An 18,511-nucleotide genomic window follows, 5' to 3' on the forward strand; every position below is an offset into this window, starting at 1 on the left:
TTCCTTTTCCGCTGCTAGCGGAAATCGGCTGCTCTAATCAGGATGCGGGCAAATTCATCATAAGAGTCGCAATTTAGCATCTGCTGGACGATTTCCGCATGATCCACGATCCTCATCAGATGATCGTACATGGTCGTCGGGGGTTCCTCGCCGTTCTTGTCTATGCTGAGCAGACAAACAAACTGCACGGGCTTGCCGGCCCAGTCAATGGGCTGCCCCAGCGTGCAAACCGCCCATACGGTACCGTCGCTTTGCGGGATAAGCGGATGGGGGATGGCCACTAAATTTCCGTAGGCAGTGGGCGCGGCATGTTCACGCTCCAGGACAAGTCCGATGAACCCCTCGGCGGAACGGATCAAACCGGCGGCATGCATACGCTTGCCAAGAAAAGAGATAACTTCTTCCTTGCTTGTAAAACTTTGTTGCAGAAAAACAAGATCTTCGCGAATATAACGGAGCGGGTGCTCTTTTTTGCCGCTGAGCAAAGCTTCGATCTTATCCATATCGCCTGTGCCAAGCAAGGTTTGCACTACAACGACCGGAACGGGCAAGCTCTGGTGAATCGGCACGGTGCTGACGACAAAATCGATGGCATGCAGCGGAATCTGCGAAAGCTTATAGTACGGGGTCGTTTCCGCCACTTCAAGCCGGGCCCCGAACGTGCTTTGCAGCTTATATTGCAGCAGGCGCGCACTGCCGACTCCGGAAGTGCAGACAACGAGGCAGCGTTTGGGCCGGGAAGTCATTCGCTGCCGTTCAATGGCGGCTCCGACATGAATCGCTAAATACCCCATTTCCGCTTCCGGAATCGCAATATTCAGTTTGCTTTCAATCAGCTTGGCGGCAATGACTCCGGCTTGAAAGGCTAGCGGATAATTGGTTTTCACATGGTCCAGCAGCGGATTGCGAATGTTCATCCCGTACTTCACCCGATTTAGCGCCGGCTTCAGATGAAGGCATATGCCCATCAACAGCTCGGAATCATGGCTGACGTTTAAGTTCAAGTCCCTGTCGATCTCAGCAAGAATGCTTTTGCCAAGCTCGTAGATTCGCGTATCCAGCAGCTTTTCCGGCGTTAAGCTCTCGCTTCGCTGATCTTTAATCCCCGCGAGCCATTTATTTCCGGACAGATGCAGGGAGATATAAGCAACCTCGGCCTCGGGAAAAACCATACCCAGTTCTTCCCCGATTAACGCCGCGATTTGCTCAGCGGCTTTAAATTCCTCGTTGCCGCGAATATCCGCAATTTCCGCCGAAGGCATGGCTACCTGATTGCCATCACGAATTCGCTTGCAAGCAATCGCCATATGAATGACCAGATTATTGAAGGCTACATCGGAAAGGGCTACGCCAAATTTTTGAATTTGTTCCAGAATGATTCCGCGAATCAGGGTCATCTCTCCGGGCGCGAGGATACGCGGCGTATTTTCCAAACGGCCGATTTGCTCGTCGCTTGAACGGTTGATGATAAATTCGGACATGCAAAAGCGCAGCCGCATTTCATCGCCTTTAAGCCTGATGCCGTAATTGGGGCGCGTCTCTATTGATATTCCGTAAGCTTGCAGGCTTCGCTTTACCTCTTTGAAATCGTTATTCAAGGTAGATCGGCTGACATAAAGCTCATCGGCCAAATCCTCCAATTTTAAAAAGTGATCCGCAATCAGCAGCCGCCGGATCATATATAATTGACGATATTCGGGAGAGGCGGGATCATTGGGTTCGTTTACGACGAACAGTTGCTGCAGCAAATCGCGGAAAGCACGGTCGTCCGTGATTTTGAGCGCATACCCCCTTGATCTTACAGGTTCGATGGTCGCCCCGTGCTTGTTCAGGAAATCATCCAGCTCCCGAATGTCGCTGCGAATCGTTCGTGAAGTGACTTGAATCAATTTGGCAAGATACTCGCTTTTGACAGGAGCGTCGGAAACCAGCAAATGCTGGAGAATGGAAACCATACGTGCATTCATTTCAAGAGGCAGCTCCTTTCATGCGGAATTTTGCTCCATGTGGTTTTAACATTGCCATAAGGGGCATGATCTAATAATCGTTGTTAGTTAACGAGGGTGTTGAGTGTGTGTTTAGTTTTAATTTATAAAGTTTATATGAATACAACCGCAAATGACACGCTGATTCGATATTACTATGCTATTTGGCAAAAGAGCAAGATGTAAATATTTAAAAAAGCTTCTAGAGTCCTAATTAAGTTTAGCAATTCGTTTAGTTTAAGGTGGATCAAAAAAACGCGGCACTATAGGGTTCTTTAACGCCTATACCCGCCGCTAAGCAAAAAATGTGGAGTTTCCATGCGATTTATAGTTGAAGCAATATAAGACATTCTATATAATACGGGTCTGAGTTTAACTAGGGGTTGATGTTATTGAAATGGATCATCGGATTGCGCAATGTGAAGACGGGGATTGCTATTTTCATCTGCTTAACTGTGTCAACGCTTCTGCATTTGGAGTATCCTTTTTACGCGGCGATCGCTACCATTATTTCGATGGAAAATTCGGTGACCAATTCGTTTAAGGCAGGCAAACACCGGACGATGGGTACGTTTATCGGCGCGATCGTCGGCGCCGGCTTTGCTTTTCTCGAGCCGCGGAACGCGTTTTACTGCGCCATCGGGGTCATGGTCGTGATCTACGTCTGCAACTTGCTGAAATGGAACAAATCGGTTTCGATTGCGTGCATCGTTTTTCTGGCCATTATGCTTAATCTAAAACCGGGCGAAAATCCGCTGTCTTACGGGTTTCACCGGATCACCGACACGCTGATCGGGATCGCCGTTGCGGTCATCGTCAATTACGTCGTGTTTCCGCCCAGGCATGAAGTCAGCCTGCATAAGGCGCGCAAAGCGCTGGCCAAGCGGATGGCCGAGATGTTCGAGCAAATGGCCGAACAAGGCGAAGAACCTGATTTAAAAGGTCTTCGTTCCCAGCTCAGCAGCCTGGAGAATTATTATCAGCTATGCAAATATGAGTTCCACCTAAAAAAAGATCTTGGCGATACGATGGACCAGATCGGCGAGGAAATCGAATCGTACCGGCATATTTACGAGCATTTTATTATTTTGCGGTGGCTGATTGACGAGCATCGCTTGAATCTGTCGGCGGCGGATGGCGGCGATGGGGCTGATGCGGCAGGGCGGCCCCGTACCGGACAGGCAGACACCGGAATGGAGGCCGACGCGGCGCCGGCCATCGTTTACGACTATCATGTGAAATGGATCTATGATGAAATGCAGCAGCTTGGGCTGCCCGTTCCGCTGAAAGAGCGGATCCGGTGGGCGGGAGGTTCTGTGAAAGTTGAGTACGGGGACCGATTGTTCTAGGGCAGTCCGGGCACGACGATGCTGCAGTCGCTCCGGTTCGCAAGGCAGCCGGGAACATGCCAGCGATCGGGTGTATCCTGTACCCCGCGGATGTCCGCGGCGAACGGTTCCGCGGGAAAAAGCTCTGAACACAGCGTCACCGACTGGCCGTCGGCGGCGGCATTCAAATCGGGGAGCGTTATCCGTTCCCCCTGCGTTGATCGGAAGCGGTAATGCTCCGTCCGCTCCGCCGAAGCGGTATCGATCCGCTTGTTGAAATCGATGCGTACGGCACCTTTTCCGAGGCGGCTCGCCTTCACCGCCCGCGGCGGCTCCTCATACATCCACCCGCCGATGGAATATTCGTAGGCGGTCCAGGAGGCGTAGCCAAGCGAATCCGCGGTTTCGGCGAACCGCTGCGTCCATGCCGCGCTTCGCCGCATTTGGCGCTGCGAGCCGATATCGGTCTGCAGCGCGAGCGGCAGCTCCGGATACAGGCGGCGCAGCGGTTCGGCGAACGGGCGGTACCGCTGGGCATAATCGGCGGGAAGACGCCGGCGCATCCAGTCGGGCCAGTGGGTCTGCAGCACGTGCAGGTCAGGCCTAACGGCCGCGATCATCTCCCCAGCGTCGATGCCCTGCAGCTCGCGGACGGCGCCGACCGGGTCCCGGCCCGCATCGACGGCAATGGACCATGTCGCGATGCGCAGCTTCGGCCGTGCCTCGCGGATGCCCCCGGGGCCGTTCACAAGGCGGGCGAGAAACCGGTTGACCGCGTGAACGCGGAATTCGACCCACTTGCGGTAACGCTCCCGGTCTTTTTTGTAATAGGCCGGGGAGGTGCGGTGCACGAATTCCGGAGGAAGCGTTCCGCTGTAGGAGCGGAATGCGGTTATAGCCAGCGGGCCAACATCCCCGTACGTTCCGGTGGCCAGACCGTCCCACTCCGGGAAATACGCCTCGGCAACTTCCAGCCCGTCGAACGGATGCTCTTCTACGAGACGGACCAAGGAGTGCCGTTTCCAATTGAGGTAACCCTCGCTGTGGGGGGAGAGGCGGGTGTAGCCGTCCTGGGGCGGCTTCAACAGCTCCATGCGCCAGCGCTCCCAACCTGCCGGCAAATGGTCGGTGACGTACGTGCCGTTCCCCAGCGTCATCGCCCAGACGAACAAACCATGGTACTTCAGTGCTTCCACCAATCTGCCGTCTACCCGGTCCTCCCGCGTAACGAAATACCGGACAGAGCGGTATCCGGCCTGCTTCAGCTCCCGCGCCACGCTGTCCGCCGAGCGGTCCCGGTAATAGGCAAACGCCGGATCGATTTGAATGGAAGGTCCGAGCCAAGCTTCTTTCCGCATTCGTTCTTCACCGTCCCTTACAGGCTAGGGCCGCACGCCTCCCAAACCCGATTCATCGTTTGTTTCCATGGTAATGGGATTAAAGTTTTTGTGCAACTTTTTACAAAGGTACATTTTTCCTATTCAGGTAAAATTAAAAATAGCCGATAAAATTTATATATCTGCAATACTTTGAACCGCAAGAGCACGGTGTGGAGTTGATATGGAATGACTAAGGATGTTTTGGTGGAGTTATCAAAAACGTTAAATACAGCATGTGAAAAAGGGATTTGGTTAGAAGCAACGTTTTTTATGACGTGGCAAGAGAATGTTGAAGACTTCTCTGTTGCGTATGATGCCGAAGAAGGTCAATATAAAATTGTGATTAAACTAAAAGAGTTTAGCTTACAAGCAGTAAAAACAATTTTTGCTTCTTTGGTAAAATTTATTGAATATAAATCGACGTTCTATGTTAGGGAAGATAAAAATGATTCCTTCGAATATTACCTGCTATCTTCAACTGATAGCAAAGAGGGATTCTTCTTTCATGTTATTTTTCAGTAAGTCTAAGGATCTTGGGATATTGTTCTCAAGGTCTTTTTTAGGCTTAACCTGGAAAACGGTGGTTGACATAGCCGGCTACTGAAACAGCGAACCGTTGGCTGAGCCTTCAAAATAGCGGAACTTTTTGTACTTATTATCCGGAGCCAGGCACGTTCATCCTCATTAGCGGCATTTTTTGTCCTTATGTTCCTGTGAATGATCCAGAACGCGGGTATTTCCCTGCGACCGGGGAATATAACGACATAAATTACCACTATTTCTCTTTGAATGGGGATATCGCCGGAATAACGCCCTTTTTTGCCCTTATGTTTTTTTGCAGGATTTTCTCAGGCTTAGGCAGCCTGGTTTATTGCAGGTTTTTCTGATTGTTTGGTTAATGCCGATGATAGGTTGTGGAAAACTATTATATGGCAGCTTCGACACAACCCTGTGGATGAAAAATATGGGGAATATTATAGAAAGCGGGACGACAGGATTTGAACCTGCGGACTAATTCTCACAAACCTTTGTCAGGAAAATGGGTAATTTGATGTACGCTTTTTATTCTTTATCCGATTCTTCCGTAAATCGTGCGACCTCCGAGCATTTCCAGATTATTTGGGGCAACAGGGATACAACCGGAACCGTAAATCGGCAATTTGCCGAAGGTAATTTGGCAAACCTGGAAGCTATTCGTTCATTTTACATTGATCAGATTGGCTTAGGGGATATCGGAAGTTCTCAAAACCCATGGATAACCGGAAAATATAAAACAAATATTTATATTGCGGAAACTGGACTGGATAAAATTTCTAATGATTGGGCTTATATGTCCGTTGACCAAGATTCGTTTGGCTTCATTGTCATGATGCCGGGAGCCATGCGCGTGGATCCGCCAAGCTGGGTGGTGCCCCATGAATTGGCGCATGTCTTTATTTTCCACAACGGAGGAGTTGTCCCTTATGCGTGGAATGAAGCGATTGCCAACTTCCTGCGCAATGAATATTTAGGCAGTGATTATTATAGTTATGGCGGCAGGGTATACGGCCCAACCTCTGACTTTTTCGCCCCCTATGTCCTGAATTCGGAATCCCATTTCCCGCATGTAAAAAATTGGTACGATGCTTGGCCTATTTTCCTGTACATTAACGAAAATCCGGACAACCTCGGCGGACTTGGCCATCAAGCATTGCTGAATTTATTAACTTACGGCCGGGAGGACTCTACCTATTTTGCATCCATGGAAAAGGTAACAGGCGTTTCTATTAAAGAAATCCTGGGCGGAATGGCGAGAAGAATGGTAACGATGGACTTTAAGAGTCAGGAATATTATTTGGATTATTTGGATGATCTTTTGAGAACCCGCGGCAATTATGAAAAGATTTATACGACTTTGGAAAAACAAAGCGATGGCTGGATGACTGTGCCTGCCAGCAAAGCTCCGCAACAGACAGGATATAACATTGTTCCTTTGAATATCGATTTAAGCAAAACTTCCGTCACGGTTGATTTCCAAGGAACGAGCACGGCGAGAGGCGCTGATTGGAGGGCCAGCATTGTTACCGTAACGCATGCGGGAGACGCCAGATATTCTACAATATGGAATAACGGTCAAAACACCGTCCGTCTGCAAGGCGATGAAAAAGCCGTTTATCTAGTCGTTTCCGCAACGCCTGACCAAATTCAATATCTTGATATTAATCAGGATGGCATTACGTACCCTTATAAAGTAAAGGTGACGGCGAATTAAAGCAAAAGTGATTCAAGATTTAGATTCCTTTCAAAGATAACGGACTGATCTTGTATTTCAAAAAAAGCAGACTCTACCTGACGGGTCTGCTTTTTTTGTATATTAAATGATATAACCAAATGATGGATTGGAGGAGCCATGATGGATTGGATCAGGGGCAGCAGCTTAATTGAATATGTTGGTGAAGAAAGAATGGTTTTCGACAGCCCGGATTTCCGCATGGAAAAAGCGGACCTAAACCGGATTCCGCAAACTATGACGGCATTGGGGCAATTTTTTACGGCGGCGAGCCTTTGGTTGGAACCGGACACGATGGTTATCCTTCCGGCGGATGACGAAGAGATGCGCAATTTAGTGGTGGACCAGTTGGCGGTGCATTTTGAAAAGGTGAGGTATCTGATCCGGGGGGACAAGGTGGAGGAGGTAAACATGCAGCGGTTAAAAAAAGGCTCAGCTGAGCTGTTTGACGCTGCTGACACCGGAATATTTCCGGTGTTAAAGGATTTGTACCGGGAGCCGCGGCCAACGGAACGCCAATGGAGCCGAAGAAGCCTACTGTATTATACGGTTGAAACCGGCAGGCTACAAGCTTATGATGCTTCAGGGACTGAAGATATAAAACGGTTTCTACAAAAAGCTTATTTTGACCGGGGCGAAACCTTTGTTTTGCAGCCGCAGGGTTGGACGTTTGAGGAGGATTTGCGTGAGTCCGTTGCCCTGCGGTTTTTTGCCGGATTTGTTCCGTTTCTTACGCTAATCGTTGATGGGGACACCCATCAGGTACTGTCGTTGGAGTTGTCCGGAGACGAGGTTATTCACTCCGTTCAATTAACGGGGGCAAATCTCTTAGCACCGCGCAGACATAAAAATTGCTTGTATTTTGACCTTGGCCAGGGCTTGGTTTATGTGGTTTATCTGGACGGGCAGCCTCCGGTTAACTCGTGGCAGGATTTGAAAAAATGCGTGTTATTTCAATTAGCCGAACATGAAAAGTTTGCGGATTTCGACCATGAGCAGGCGGAACAGGTTCCGGAGGGAGTCAGTATCTTGTTGGATCAGGATTCCATCCGATCGTTGCTTGACACGGTGAATCGGGTGTTAGCCGAAAATAATTCTCTTACTCGTAGCCAGAAAGTCTTTGATCAAAAAGCCAACTCCTTGAAATTATAAGGGGTTGGCTTCTTTTTTTAGAAAGTTGCAATTTTCCTATTTAAGAATTTTTATGAAAAGACGATAAAACAAAAGAGTCTATTAATACTTAATCTGGAAAGAGAGGGACTTAAATGAGATTGAGGAAGTTGCTTCTTGTTGTGATGGCTTTTTTACTGCTCATCGGAAATGAGGGGCTTATCTCGGTTTTTGCCGAAGGGGACAATGATCCCACTCTGAGGGTGGCCGCTGGTGCGAAACCGTATTTGCTGTCCGAAGAATTAATAGGGCCCGGGTTGCTTCAGCCGCCGGGGCAAGATCTCGAAGCAGTCGAATCTCCGGCTTTGCCTGAAGGGCAGTCCGTGACGGACAGCGTTTACCGCGCCCTGCTTGCGGTGGAGAAAACGGAGCTGGTGATCCATCCGGGAGAAAGCGTCCGGTTTACGAACGACTCTGGCGGTTATATCGCCATAACTGCGGATGCTAAGCCATCGAATGGTATTTGTTACGACTATGTCTCATACAACAGCAATGGAAAGGTAGTTTCTGAGGATATGTGCTCTACCGGGACTGTCGGTATGCAGGATGGCTATACTTCGGTCATTACCGTGGACTACGACCAGCCACTTACTGTCAAATTTAAACCGGAATTAACTTACAGTTATTCTTCAACTCCAGCTTTATTGAAAAAATCACTAGTTCGTGGAGAAAACTATATTTTTTCCAACCAAGGCGACGCAGCCAGAAGTATCATGAGCGATGCTTCAACTTCAAAAGAAAAAAGTTATGACTATGCGATTTATAAAGACGATGGCTCTTTAGTCAGCTCTGGTTTAGACTCGGTGTCCAAACCTATACTCGGCGTTGGAAACGAAATTGTTCTGACGGGGGCTTCAAACAATCCGGTAACGGTCGCGGTTCCTTACGAAGGCTATTCTGGTTATGAAAGTGACGAACCCGCTTACGATAGCGTTTTACTGAACTCGGGGGAAAGCTATAAATTTACCAATGTAGGCACAAAATCCGACCGGATCGAACATTCCGGGTCAACCAAAGATAAATTTGACTACGTTGTTTATAACGAGGAAGGCACGGAAACCTCCCGGGGAACGAATACTACTACTCTGCCCCAGGTAGCTGTAGGAAGATACGCTGTGGTTACACTTCTCACCGAAAATCCGGTTCGTGTGGGGGCTCCGTATAGAACATTTATGAGCGGAGGCCGGGAAGATGATGCGATTACGCGGATAACGTTATCCCCTGGAGTGTCTTACAAGTTTACGAATAACGGAACGCTTCGCAATCCGATTAAAAACAACGCGAGAAAGGTAGACGGTTTGTACGATTACACGGTTTTTGAAGCGGATGGCAGCTATTCCTCCGAAGGGTTTGACTCCATCAGCACGCCTTGGTTGCCCGCAGGCGGTTTTGCAATTATTACCGTACAAGGCACAGCTGCTGTTACCTTTGACTATACCGACGACTTTTCCGCCGATCCAAGCGATGAGTCTTCACATTTCAGAATGACTCTCTCGCAAGGCGAAAGTTATGAGTTCAAGAACATCACTTCGTCCGCGCGGTATTTACGCAGTAATGCGACAAAGGACAATCGTTTTGATTGGGTGGAGTATTATCCTGACGGAACGCAGCAAGGCAAGCGCGAAAATACGTATACCAACCCTCAGGTGTCCGGGGGCAACTCAATTGTGGTCACGACCGTGTCCGCTCCGGTGACCTTTGGCGCGAACTATCGCCTGTTCTCCTGGAAGGACAAGCCGGGTGAAGCGATCTCCAAGCAAGTCATCCATTTGGGAGAATCCTATAAGTTCAGCAATACGGGCTCCAAGCTGATCACAATAAACAGCGACGCAGGCGAGGTGGGGGGCAAGTATGATGTCGCCGTCTATAGTGGTGACGGAAGCGTCCACAGCGTCACGTTTGAAGAAACTGGAAATGTGTCGATTCCCGCCGGGGGATACGCGATCCTCACTGGGGAATCGGCAATTCCAGTGACGATCTCTTACACGGATACGTTCACCGTTGTCCCTGCGGAGCACCCGGCTTTGCTTAGAGCAACTGTGGCTCCGGGAGACTCGTACACCTACGTAAACATCAGCGATGAGACAGAAAACTTGTACAGTAATGATACCGCTACGAACGAGTTTGCTTATGTCATCCGGCGTCCGGACGGCACCGTTTCTAGCGATGGCCCGGGCCGCCATACTTATGTGCCGGTTCAGGCAGGTTATTCCGTTACGGTAACGCCGCTCACATCCTCCATCACTTTCGGAGGGGTGTATACCTCATTCACGGGTAAACCGGACGAAAATCAAATGGTGAAGCAGGTCATCCGTCTGGGGGAATCTTATAAGTTCAGCAATACGGGCTCCAAGCTGATCACAATAAATAGCGACGCAGGCGAGGTGGGGGGCAAATATGATGTCGCCGTCTATAGCGATGACGGTAGCGTCCACAGTTCCACGTTTGAGGAGAAGGGAAATGTGTCGATTCCAGCCGGGGGGTACGCGATCCTCACTGGACAATCGGTAAACTCGGTGACAATCTCCTATATGGATCCGGTCACAGTAACCCCCGCAGATCATCCGGCCCTGCTGCGAGCGACTGTAGCCCCAGGTGCTTCATACACCTATGTCAACACTAGTAATGAATTGGAACGCTTATACAGTAATGCAACCACGGCGAACAGGTTTGCTTATGTCATCCGACGTCCGGACGGCACCGTTTCTAGCGATGCCCCGAGCCATTATACTTATGTGTCGGTTTCAGCAGGCTACTCCGTTACGATAACGCCGCTCACATCCTCCATCACTTTCGGAGGGGTGTATACCTCGTTCACGGGCAAGCCGGACGAAAATCAAACGGGGAAGCAGGTCATCCGTCTGGGAGAGTCTTATAAAGTCAGCAATACGGGCTCCAAGCAAATTAAGTTAAATAGCGATGTAAGCGAAGTCCAGGGCAAATATGATGTCGTCGTCTATAGCGAAGATGGCAAAGTGTACAACAGCGTATTCGAGGAGACGAAGAATGTGACGATTCCCGCCGGGGGATACGCGATCCTTACTGGTCAATCGACAAACCCGATGACAGTATCCTATACGGATCCGGTTACTGTAGCTCCCGCAGATCATCCGGCGCTGCTGCGAGCGACCGTGAACCCAGGCAGTTCGTACACCTATAAAAATGTCAGCAAGCAAACGGGGTATTTGTACAGTAATGCTAGCGCGACGAACAAGTTTGCTTATGTCGTCCGGACCCCAGACGGTACCGTTTCTAGTGATGCCCCGAGCAACCAATTTTCGGTTGCGGTTCGTGAAGGCTACTCCGTTACGGTAACACCGCTTACGGCCTCCCTCACTTTTGGAGCGGTATACACCTCGTTCACGGGGATGCCAAGCGAGAATCCCATAGCTAAGCAGGTCATCCGTCTGGGAGAGTCTTATAAAGTCAGCAATACGGGCTCCGAGCAGATTAAGTTAAATAGCGATGTAAGCGAAGTCCAGGGCAAATATGATGTCGTCGTCTATAGCAAAGATGGCAAAGTGTACAACAGCGTATTCGAGGAGACGAAGAATGTGACGATTCCCGCCGGGGGATACGCGATCCTTACTGGTCAATCGACAAACCCGATGACAGTATCCTATACGGATCCGGTTACTGTAGCTCCCGCAGATCATCCGGCGCTGCTGCGAGCGACCGTGAACCCAGGCAGTTCGTACACCTATAAAAATGTCAGCAAGCAAACGGGGTATTTGTACAGTAATGCTAGCGCGACGAACAAGTTTGCTTATGTCGTCCGGACCCCAGACGGTACCGTTTCTAGTGATGCCCCGAGCAACCAATTTTCGGTTGCGGTTCGTGAAGGCTACTCCGTTACAGTAACGCCGCTCACGTCCTCCATTACTTTTGGAGCGGTATACACCCTGTTCACGGGGATGCCGGGTGAAAATCCGGCGGTAGGGCAAGTAACTTTAACGAACAATGAAAGCTATTTGTTCACCAACTTGGAATCTTCCGCGCAGACCTTGATGACGGATGCAAAGGCCGCGATTCCGGCGCTGTATGATTACGCGATCTATGGTACGGACGGAAAGCCGGAAAAAGCGGAGTTCGATCAGGACGGCAACTTGTCCGTTCCCGCAGGAAATCAGGTCGTCGTTACGGTAACTACGGCTAACCCTGTTACTTTTACCTACGGACAAGCCTTTGAGGCCAGTCCAAGTGCAGAACCTGCGCTGCTGAAAAAAACGTTGGAAACGAATCAAAGCATCGGCTTTAAAAACAAAAGTGCTTTTGAAGCTAAGCTTACGACAAACGCCAGCACGTCGTCCGGCCATTATTTCGACTACACGATCTTTGACTCAAGCGGAGCTGTGGTGCGGCAAGGAGAACAAACGGTGACTTCCTATGGCGTACCTTCCGGCGGAAAAATACAAGTCAAGACGACATCGGCGAATCCTGTGGTTTATGCGGCGCCTTACCGGATATTTGAATTCGCCGAAGCTCAGGAGCACATATTTGAAGAGCTCCAGCATCGTCAACTGCTTGACGTTAAGAAGGCCGCCGGGGAAAACGGTTATTACCGGTTTGTCGCTCCTGAAGCCGGGCGTTATCGCTTTGTGACGAAGGAAATGAACAATTTCGCCCAGCAGCCGGTTTTGACGCTGTATGACCGTCCGGATCTGCTGGAACCGATAGGCTCCAGTGAACAAGCCGCGCAGGAGTTCGGCATCGACTATACCGTGCTGGAAACCGATTTGACAAGCGGGCAAATCGTGTACCTGAAGCTGTCGGAAAAGAACGGGCTTCCGTTAGAACTGCAATTGATCGTATCGATAATGACGATCGTCCCGGAAACGAAACTGCAATACAGCCTGGACGGGAAGCTTCTGCAAATGACTTTTCCGACCGGAGACAAATTGATTTACGAGTATGACTCCAAAGGCAACCTGATGCAAAGAGTGAAAAAAGTGTATCCGTTCTAAACGGTTGGAACAACTAGGTTGGCTATAAAACAATCGAGGTGATATGGATGTTGAAAAAAGTCATGAGCCTGATGTTATGTCTGGCTCTGTTCACCACGGGACTAGTGGAAACCGCAGTCTATGGGGCTGAGAAAAACAACCGTGAAACGGCACCATCTTCATCAACGGCTCCAGAAGAGATCCTGACGGTTTCCGGCATAATGAAAAAATACGGCGTCAGTGAAACCTGGATGGATGAGCAACTATCCAAAGGATACACGCTGTACCAGATCTACACGGCGCTGAAAAACGGGAAAGGAAGCTATGAAAAGGCTGTTTCCCGGTTTAATGTAGTGCGCAACATCGGAAATAGTCCGGAGCTGCAGAACTCTACCGATAGGGGGAACAGCGGCTCCACATTGACCGCGCCTTCGGATGAGGCTGTGCAGCCACTGCAAGCGTCGGCCTTAGCCTCCGACGTTGATCAAGCAGCACTGGAGCATATTTCCCTGCAGGATGAGTCTTCCCAATACGAAATTAGCTATGGCGAAGACTCGATTTCTCCGGCTACAGGGGATATGAAGCTGCGGTATGCGGATTTTTCCCTGCCGGGAGTTCTCCCGTTCACACTGATCCGCACCTACGACAGTGCGCGGGCGAATGAGGAAATCGGAGTGGCGCTGGAGAATGGCGCGTATGTGAATCAGGCCCGCGAGCGCAGAGAAGAACGCGATTCGGCTTTGGGCCGGGGCTGGAGATGGGAACTGCCCTTAATCGAGGTTCGGGATGATTCACGGATTCTGGATTTTCCCGGTATCGGGCGATATAACCTGTCTGCCGATTTGAAGCTGGAAGGGTATCTGTGGAACGATCTTAAGCTGACGAAGGATACGGCCAAAACGGTCGGCGGACTGACCAGCGAAACGAAGGTGTCGGTGCTGAACGGGAACCAGTATTATTTCAGTTCTTCCGGCCACCTGATTCTGATTGCCGATAACTACGGAAACCAGGTTGAATTGCATTACACTGCCCACGGCAATGGGACCGTTCTGTCCCGTATCGTGAATAGCGACGGCAATGAACTGGCTTTCACGTATACGGGGAACCGGGTAACGGTAACCCAAAAGGGTACGGACAGAAAGATGGAATACTACACGGCAGTTGATGACGATCAGCCGATTCTATCTGAGGTTAAAGATGCCTTTGGACTTAGTACGAAATATTTTTACTATTATCCAGAATCCCGGTTTAACTTTTTGGCGGCGCTTAAAGATCAGGAGGAGCAGCAGCCCGTTAAGCACTCGGCACTGCTGCTCCGCATCGTTCATCCGAGTTCGGGGATGACGGAATTTGACTATACGCCGTTTAGTAAGCAAATCGGGGAGTACGCTACCGACTTTGTATTCAAAGCGAATCTGCGTAAGGATGTCTATTCCACGACGCTAGGGGATGAAGTCCTTCAGCGGCTGACGTTCAGTTATTCCGGTGAAGATCTGACGAGCTTCGGACAAGCGGCATCGTGGACGACTACGGTGGCAGCTCCCAGTTCCAAAGATACGCTTAAGTTTGGCAAGGCTTTTCAAGGAAGTGGCCAGCCGGATATTCATTACTTGAACGAGCGAGTAAGCGCTGACGGCGTCACGCAGTACAAGCAGCAATATACTTACGATGACATGACGGGCCGGAATCTGCCTGCGGAGGTTACGGAGAGCTACCTGCAGGGCGGCGGCGAGTCGCAGCCTCTATCGGTTACTTACAAATATAATGATCAAGGTCTGATTTTGTCGGAAAACTGGAGTACCGGGCAGGAAACCGTATACGAGTATGCCACGTCGGCTGAATCGTATTTCTGGGCCTTGCCGAAACAGGTGCAGACGAAAATCAGCGAAGGGCAAAAACGCTTTGAAACCGTAAAGTATAACGATCAAGGGAGCGTTTTGCAGTCTGCCATAAGGGAAAACGGGGCAAGCGGCAAACTGCTGGCCCAGACTGATTTCGAATATGATGCTTACGGAAACGTCACCGCTTCGAAAATCAAAGATGATAGCCGGGTGAATACCGTAACTTACGCCTACGGGTCTCCTTATGGCAAACATTTGTTGACGGGGCAATCGATAACCGTCAGTTCGGTCATCGGAACGCCTTCCGTTTCGAGCCAAAAGTTTACTTATTCGCCTGCAGGGGAAGTGCTGACGGCCGAAGACGAAGCGGGAGCGGTCACTACTTACTCGTATGATGCGGCTGGACGAATGGTAAAAGCGTTGTATAGCGACCAAAGCACGACAACCGTGAAGTATGATGATGTACTGAATACTGTAACCACGACGGGACCGGAAGGCATCGTTACCGTAGAAAGATACAATCCGTTGGGGCTGCTCAGGCAAGAGACCGTGGACGATGCTCTGTTTACGTATGCTTATGACGAAGAGGGGAACTTGAAAGAAGCGACCGATGCGGAGCAAAATAAAACAAAATACGCTTATGACGGGTTTGGCCGCCTAACAGGTACGGTTTATGCTGATGGTTCCCAAGACGCGACGGCATATGATATGGTGAACCGTACTGTAACTTATACGGATCCGGCCGGCGTGAAGAACCGTCAAAAATTGGACTTGCTCGGAAATGCGCTGGCCGTGGAAGAATGGAAGAACGGAACATATACACCGCTGCAGCAAGCTGTTTATGACCTGGCCGGGAATGCGGTATCCGTTACCGACGGAAACGGGCAGCAAACCGTATACAAATACGATGCGCTCGGGCGGATTTTGTCCGTGACCGATCCGGAGCAGCGTACCACGGAATATAAATACAGTCTGGCAGGGAATTTGATCGCCATCCAGTACCCGGACAACAGTTATGTGCAGAAAGAATATAACGAAGCCGGGCAACTGATTCGCCAAAGCAATGAGGAGCATAAAGCGGAACTTTTCTATTACGATACCCGAGGCAATCTGACAAAGTCGCTGGACCATGCAAGCCAGTTAACGGAGTACGAGTATAACAGCGATAATCTGCTGACGAAGATTCAGGCTCCGGATCAGCAAATCCAGTACACGTATGATACGATGGGACGCCGTACGGGGATGACCGACAGCACGGGCAGCACGACGTATGACTATAATCCGTCGGACGGCTCGCTAACTGGGATTCATTATCCGGATGGTACGCGCATCGATTATACCTATAACAAGCAAATGCGTACGGGATATACGCTGACGGATGCCTCCGGCAAGGCTGCCGGCGCAAGTTACACGGTAAATGAAATGAACCGGGTCAGCGCTTTGGATGTGCTTCTTCATGTGTCGGGATCCAAACAATCGACGCTAGCAGCTAAAGCGAACGCATCAGGATCTCTCGACCGGATCACGTTTAACTACAAGGCCAACGGACAGCTGGAGAAGGGAGCCTCGGGCAACGGACCGAGCACGTCCTTTAGCTATAATGGATATGATTTGACGGGGATGACGGTAAACGCAGGCGCTGCGGCGAATGCGAAAAGAGCGGCAGCACTTGCGGAAAGCGAAATTGCCGAATCCGAAACGCCAGAGAGTTCGGATTCCAAAGCTAAAACAGATAGCTCTACAACAGTAACCGAGGCGACTTACGCCTTTTCCAAGCTGAATGCAGCCACCGGTCATGAGTTTACGTATGAATACGACCTGAACAAAAATATTATCGGCCGGACGCAAAACGGAGCGGCGGATACGTTTACGTACGATCCGCTCAATCGAATTAAGATCGAAACTGGTTTAGACATCAACAAAAAATACAAATACGACGAGCGTGGCAACCTGATGGATGTAGAAGGCCGATCGCTTCGCGGGCTAACGAATGCGAACTACACTTTCGACAGTTTGAACCGTTTGACGAAGGTGAAAACCGAAGACGGAACCGAAGTCATCTATACTTACAACGGTGACGGCCTGCTGTACGAACGTGTGGCAGGAGAAAAGCGAACCCGTTATTATTATGATGAGGGAGCTAAACTGATCGCCGAAGCCGACGTCAGCAGCGGAACGCCAAACGTCACCTATACCTACATTTACGATTTAAGCGGCCGACTGTGGTCCCGCGTTGACCAGGCTACGGGACAAGTCCAGTACTACCAGCTTAACGGCCACGGTGACGTCGTCGGCCTGACCGATAGCCAAGGCAACCAGTTCAACACCTACACCTACGACATCTGGGGCAACCCGGAAACCGAAGTAGAGACGGTTCCTAACGTGTTCCGTTATTCGGGAGAGTATTGGGACAACACAACGGATTTGCAATACCTGCGCGCCCGTTGGTATGACCCGAATGCGGGAAGATTCGTGTCGAAAGATTCATTCGAAGGAAGTATTAACAATCCGTTGAGTTTGAATCGATATTCGTACGTTGAGAACAATCCGTTGATTTATGAAGATCCTACGGGTCACTATATCATGCCCATGGCGCCGACTCCTTCGTTAACCTGTGCTGTAGACATGAAAAATTGTAAGACGAACCTTGACGCACAGGTCAAGGGGGGCAAAGCGGCCTTTGATACCGTGTATCTGGACGACGCCAAAACTTTAATGAGTAATGAAGCAAGTAATCTCGAAAAAGGGCTGGTACTTTCTCAGTTTTTACCTACAATTAAGTTTATTAAAATGTACAAGAAAACGGAAAAGGTTGTTGATTCAAGTAAGGATGTTATTAAATATACGAAAACAATAGAAAAAGCATGCAACTGTTTTACAGCAGGAACCAAGGTTCTTACAGACGAAGGGGAGAAGAATATCGAAGACATTAAGGTCGGAGATAAGGTTCTCGCCAAGGATGAGAATAACCCTGATGGTGAATTGGCTTATAAGGAAGTAGCGGCTTTATACCGTAACCAACGTGATGATATAATTGAAATACATGTTGGTGAGCAAATCATCGAAACGACAGATAACCATCCGTTTTGGGTTGAAGGCAGAGGGTGGGTCTTAGCCGATGAACTTCAAGTGGGCGACAAACTCCAAAAGGCTGACGGAAGCAACTTGATGATTGATAAGGTCGAGTTTGTTAAACTTGATGATCCTATTACGGTTTATAACTTTACGGTTGCGGACTTCCATACGTATTATGTGACGGATATTGGAATTTGGGTGCATAATACGAATTGCGTAAATGTTATCTCGAATATCAAAGATAAACGTCTGGTTAAAGCTGCTGAAAAGATGGGAGAAAACAAGAGAATACAGAGTGAAGCAGACGCATTAGTGACGCGTTTGCAACAAGGAAACACAAATCCTGGTAAAGGTAACAATTCTTTGGGTTTCGGCGGTATACATGAACTTCGAGGCGATAACGGAGCGCGAGTATATTTTAGAAATACTAGCAATGGTGTGGAGATTGTTGCCAAGTCATCTAAAGCTAATCAGGACGAAGTAATTCGTGTATTACGTGATTTATATGGAAAATAAGATGA

At 49.5% G+C, this 18,511-nt stretch carries 8 protein-coding genes; 6 read left to right on the forward strand and 2 right to left on the reverse strand.

Annotated features, from left to right (window positions below):
• Window positions 1-14: 14 nt before the first annotated feature.
• Window positions 15-1,967, reverse strand: a complete 1,953-nt coding sequence (locus ACLD72_RS12445) for a BglG family transcription antiterminator (protein WP_410999779.1) — start codon at window positions 1,965-1,967, stop codon at window positions 15-17.
• Between the two features lie 410 nt (window positions 1,968-2,377).
• On the opposite strand from ACLD72_RS12445, the gene ACLD72_RS12450 reads away from it, so the two are divergent.
• Entirely contained in the window at window positions 2,378-3,334 is a 957-nt protein-coding gene (locus tag ACLD72_RS12450) for an FUSC family protein (RefSeq protein WP_410999781.1), read from the forward strand.
• Here ACLD72_RS12450 and ACLD72_RS12455 read toward each other — a convergent pair.
• Window positions 3,331-4,671 carry an N-acyl-D-glucosamine 2-epimerase gene (locus ACLD72_RS12455; protein ID WP_410999783.1) on the reverse strand — a complete coding sequence of 447 codons (1,341 nt, stop codon included), beginning with the start codon at window positions 4,669-4,671 and terminating at the stop codon, window positions 3,331-3,333. The genes ACLD72_RS12450 and ACLD72_RS12455 overlap by 4 nt on opposite strands.
• Window positions 4,672-4,878: 207 nt before the next feature.
• On the opposite strand from ACLD72_RS12455, the gene ACLD72_RS12460 reads away from it, so the two are divergent.
• The 5 genes from ACLD72_RS12460 to ACLD72_RS12480 all read left to right on the forward strand — a co-directional run bounded on the left by ACLD72_RS12460 (window position 4,879) and on the right by ACLD72_RS12480 (window position 18,506).
• Window positions 4,879-5,214, forward strand: a complete 336-nt coding sequence (locus ACLD72_RS12460; RefSeq protein ID WP_410999785.1) for a hypothetical protein — start codon at window positions 4,879-4,881, stop codon at window positions 5,212-5,214.
• Between the two features lie 517 nt (window positions 5,215-5,731).
• A complete protein-coding gene (locus ACLD72_RS12465; RefSeq protein ID WP_458475792.1) occupies window positions 5,732-6,943 on the forward strand; it encodes a DUF6055 domain-containing protein in 1,212 nt (403 codons plus the stop codon).
• A gap of 141 nt (window positions 6,944-7,084) precedes the next feature.
• Entirely contained in the window at window positions 7,085-8,113 is a 1,029-nt protein-coding gene (locus ACLD72_RS12470; protein WP_458475793.1) for a hypothetical protein, read from the forward strand.
• 113 nt (window positions 8,114-8,226) lie between these two features.
• Window positions 8,227-13,095, forward strand: coding sequence for a hypothetical protein (locus tag ACLD72_RS12475; RefSeq protein WP_458475794.1), 4,869 nt, complete (start codon window positions 8,227-8,229; stop codon window positions 13,093-13,095).
• Between the two features lie 50 nt (window positions 13,096-13,145).
• The gene (locus ACLD72_RS12480; RefSeq protein ID WP_458475795.1) at window positions 13,146-18,506 is read left to right on the forward strand and encodes a polymorphic toxin-type HINT domain-containing protein; all 5,361 of its coding nucleotides are present in this window, start codon (window positions 13,146-13,148) and stop codon (window positions 18,504-18,506) included.
• Window positions 18,507-18,511 lie beyond the last annotated feature (5 nt).

It is taken from the genome of Paenibacillus lacisediminis (assembly GCF_046567315.2).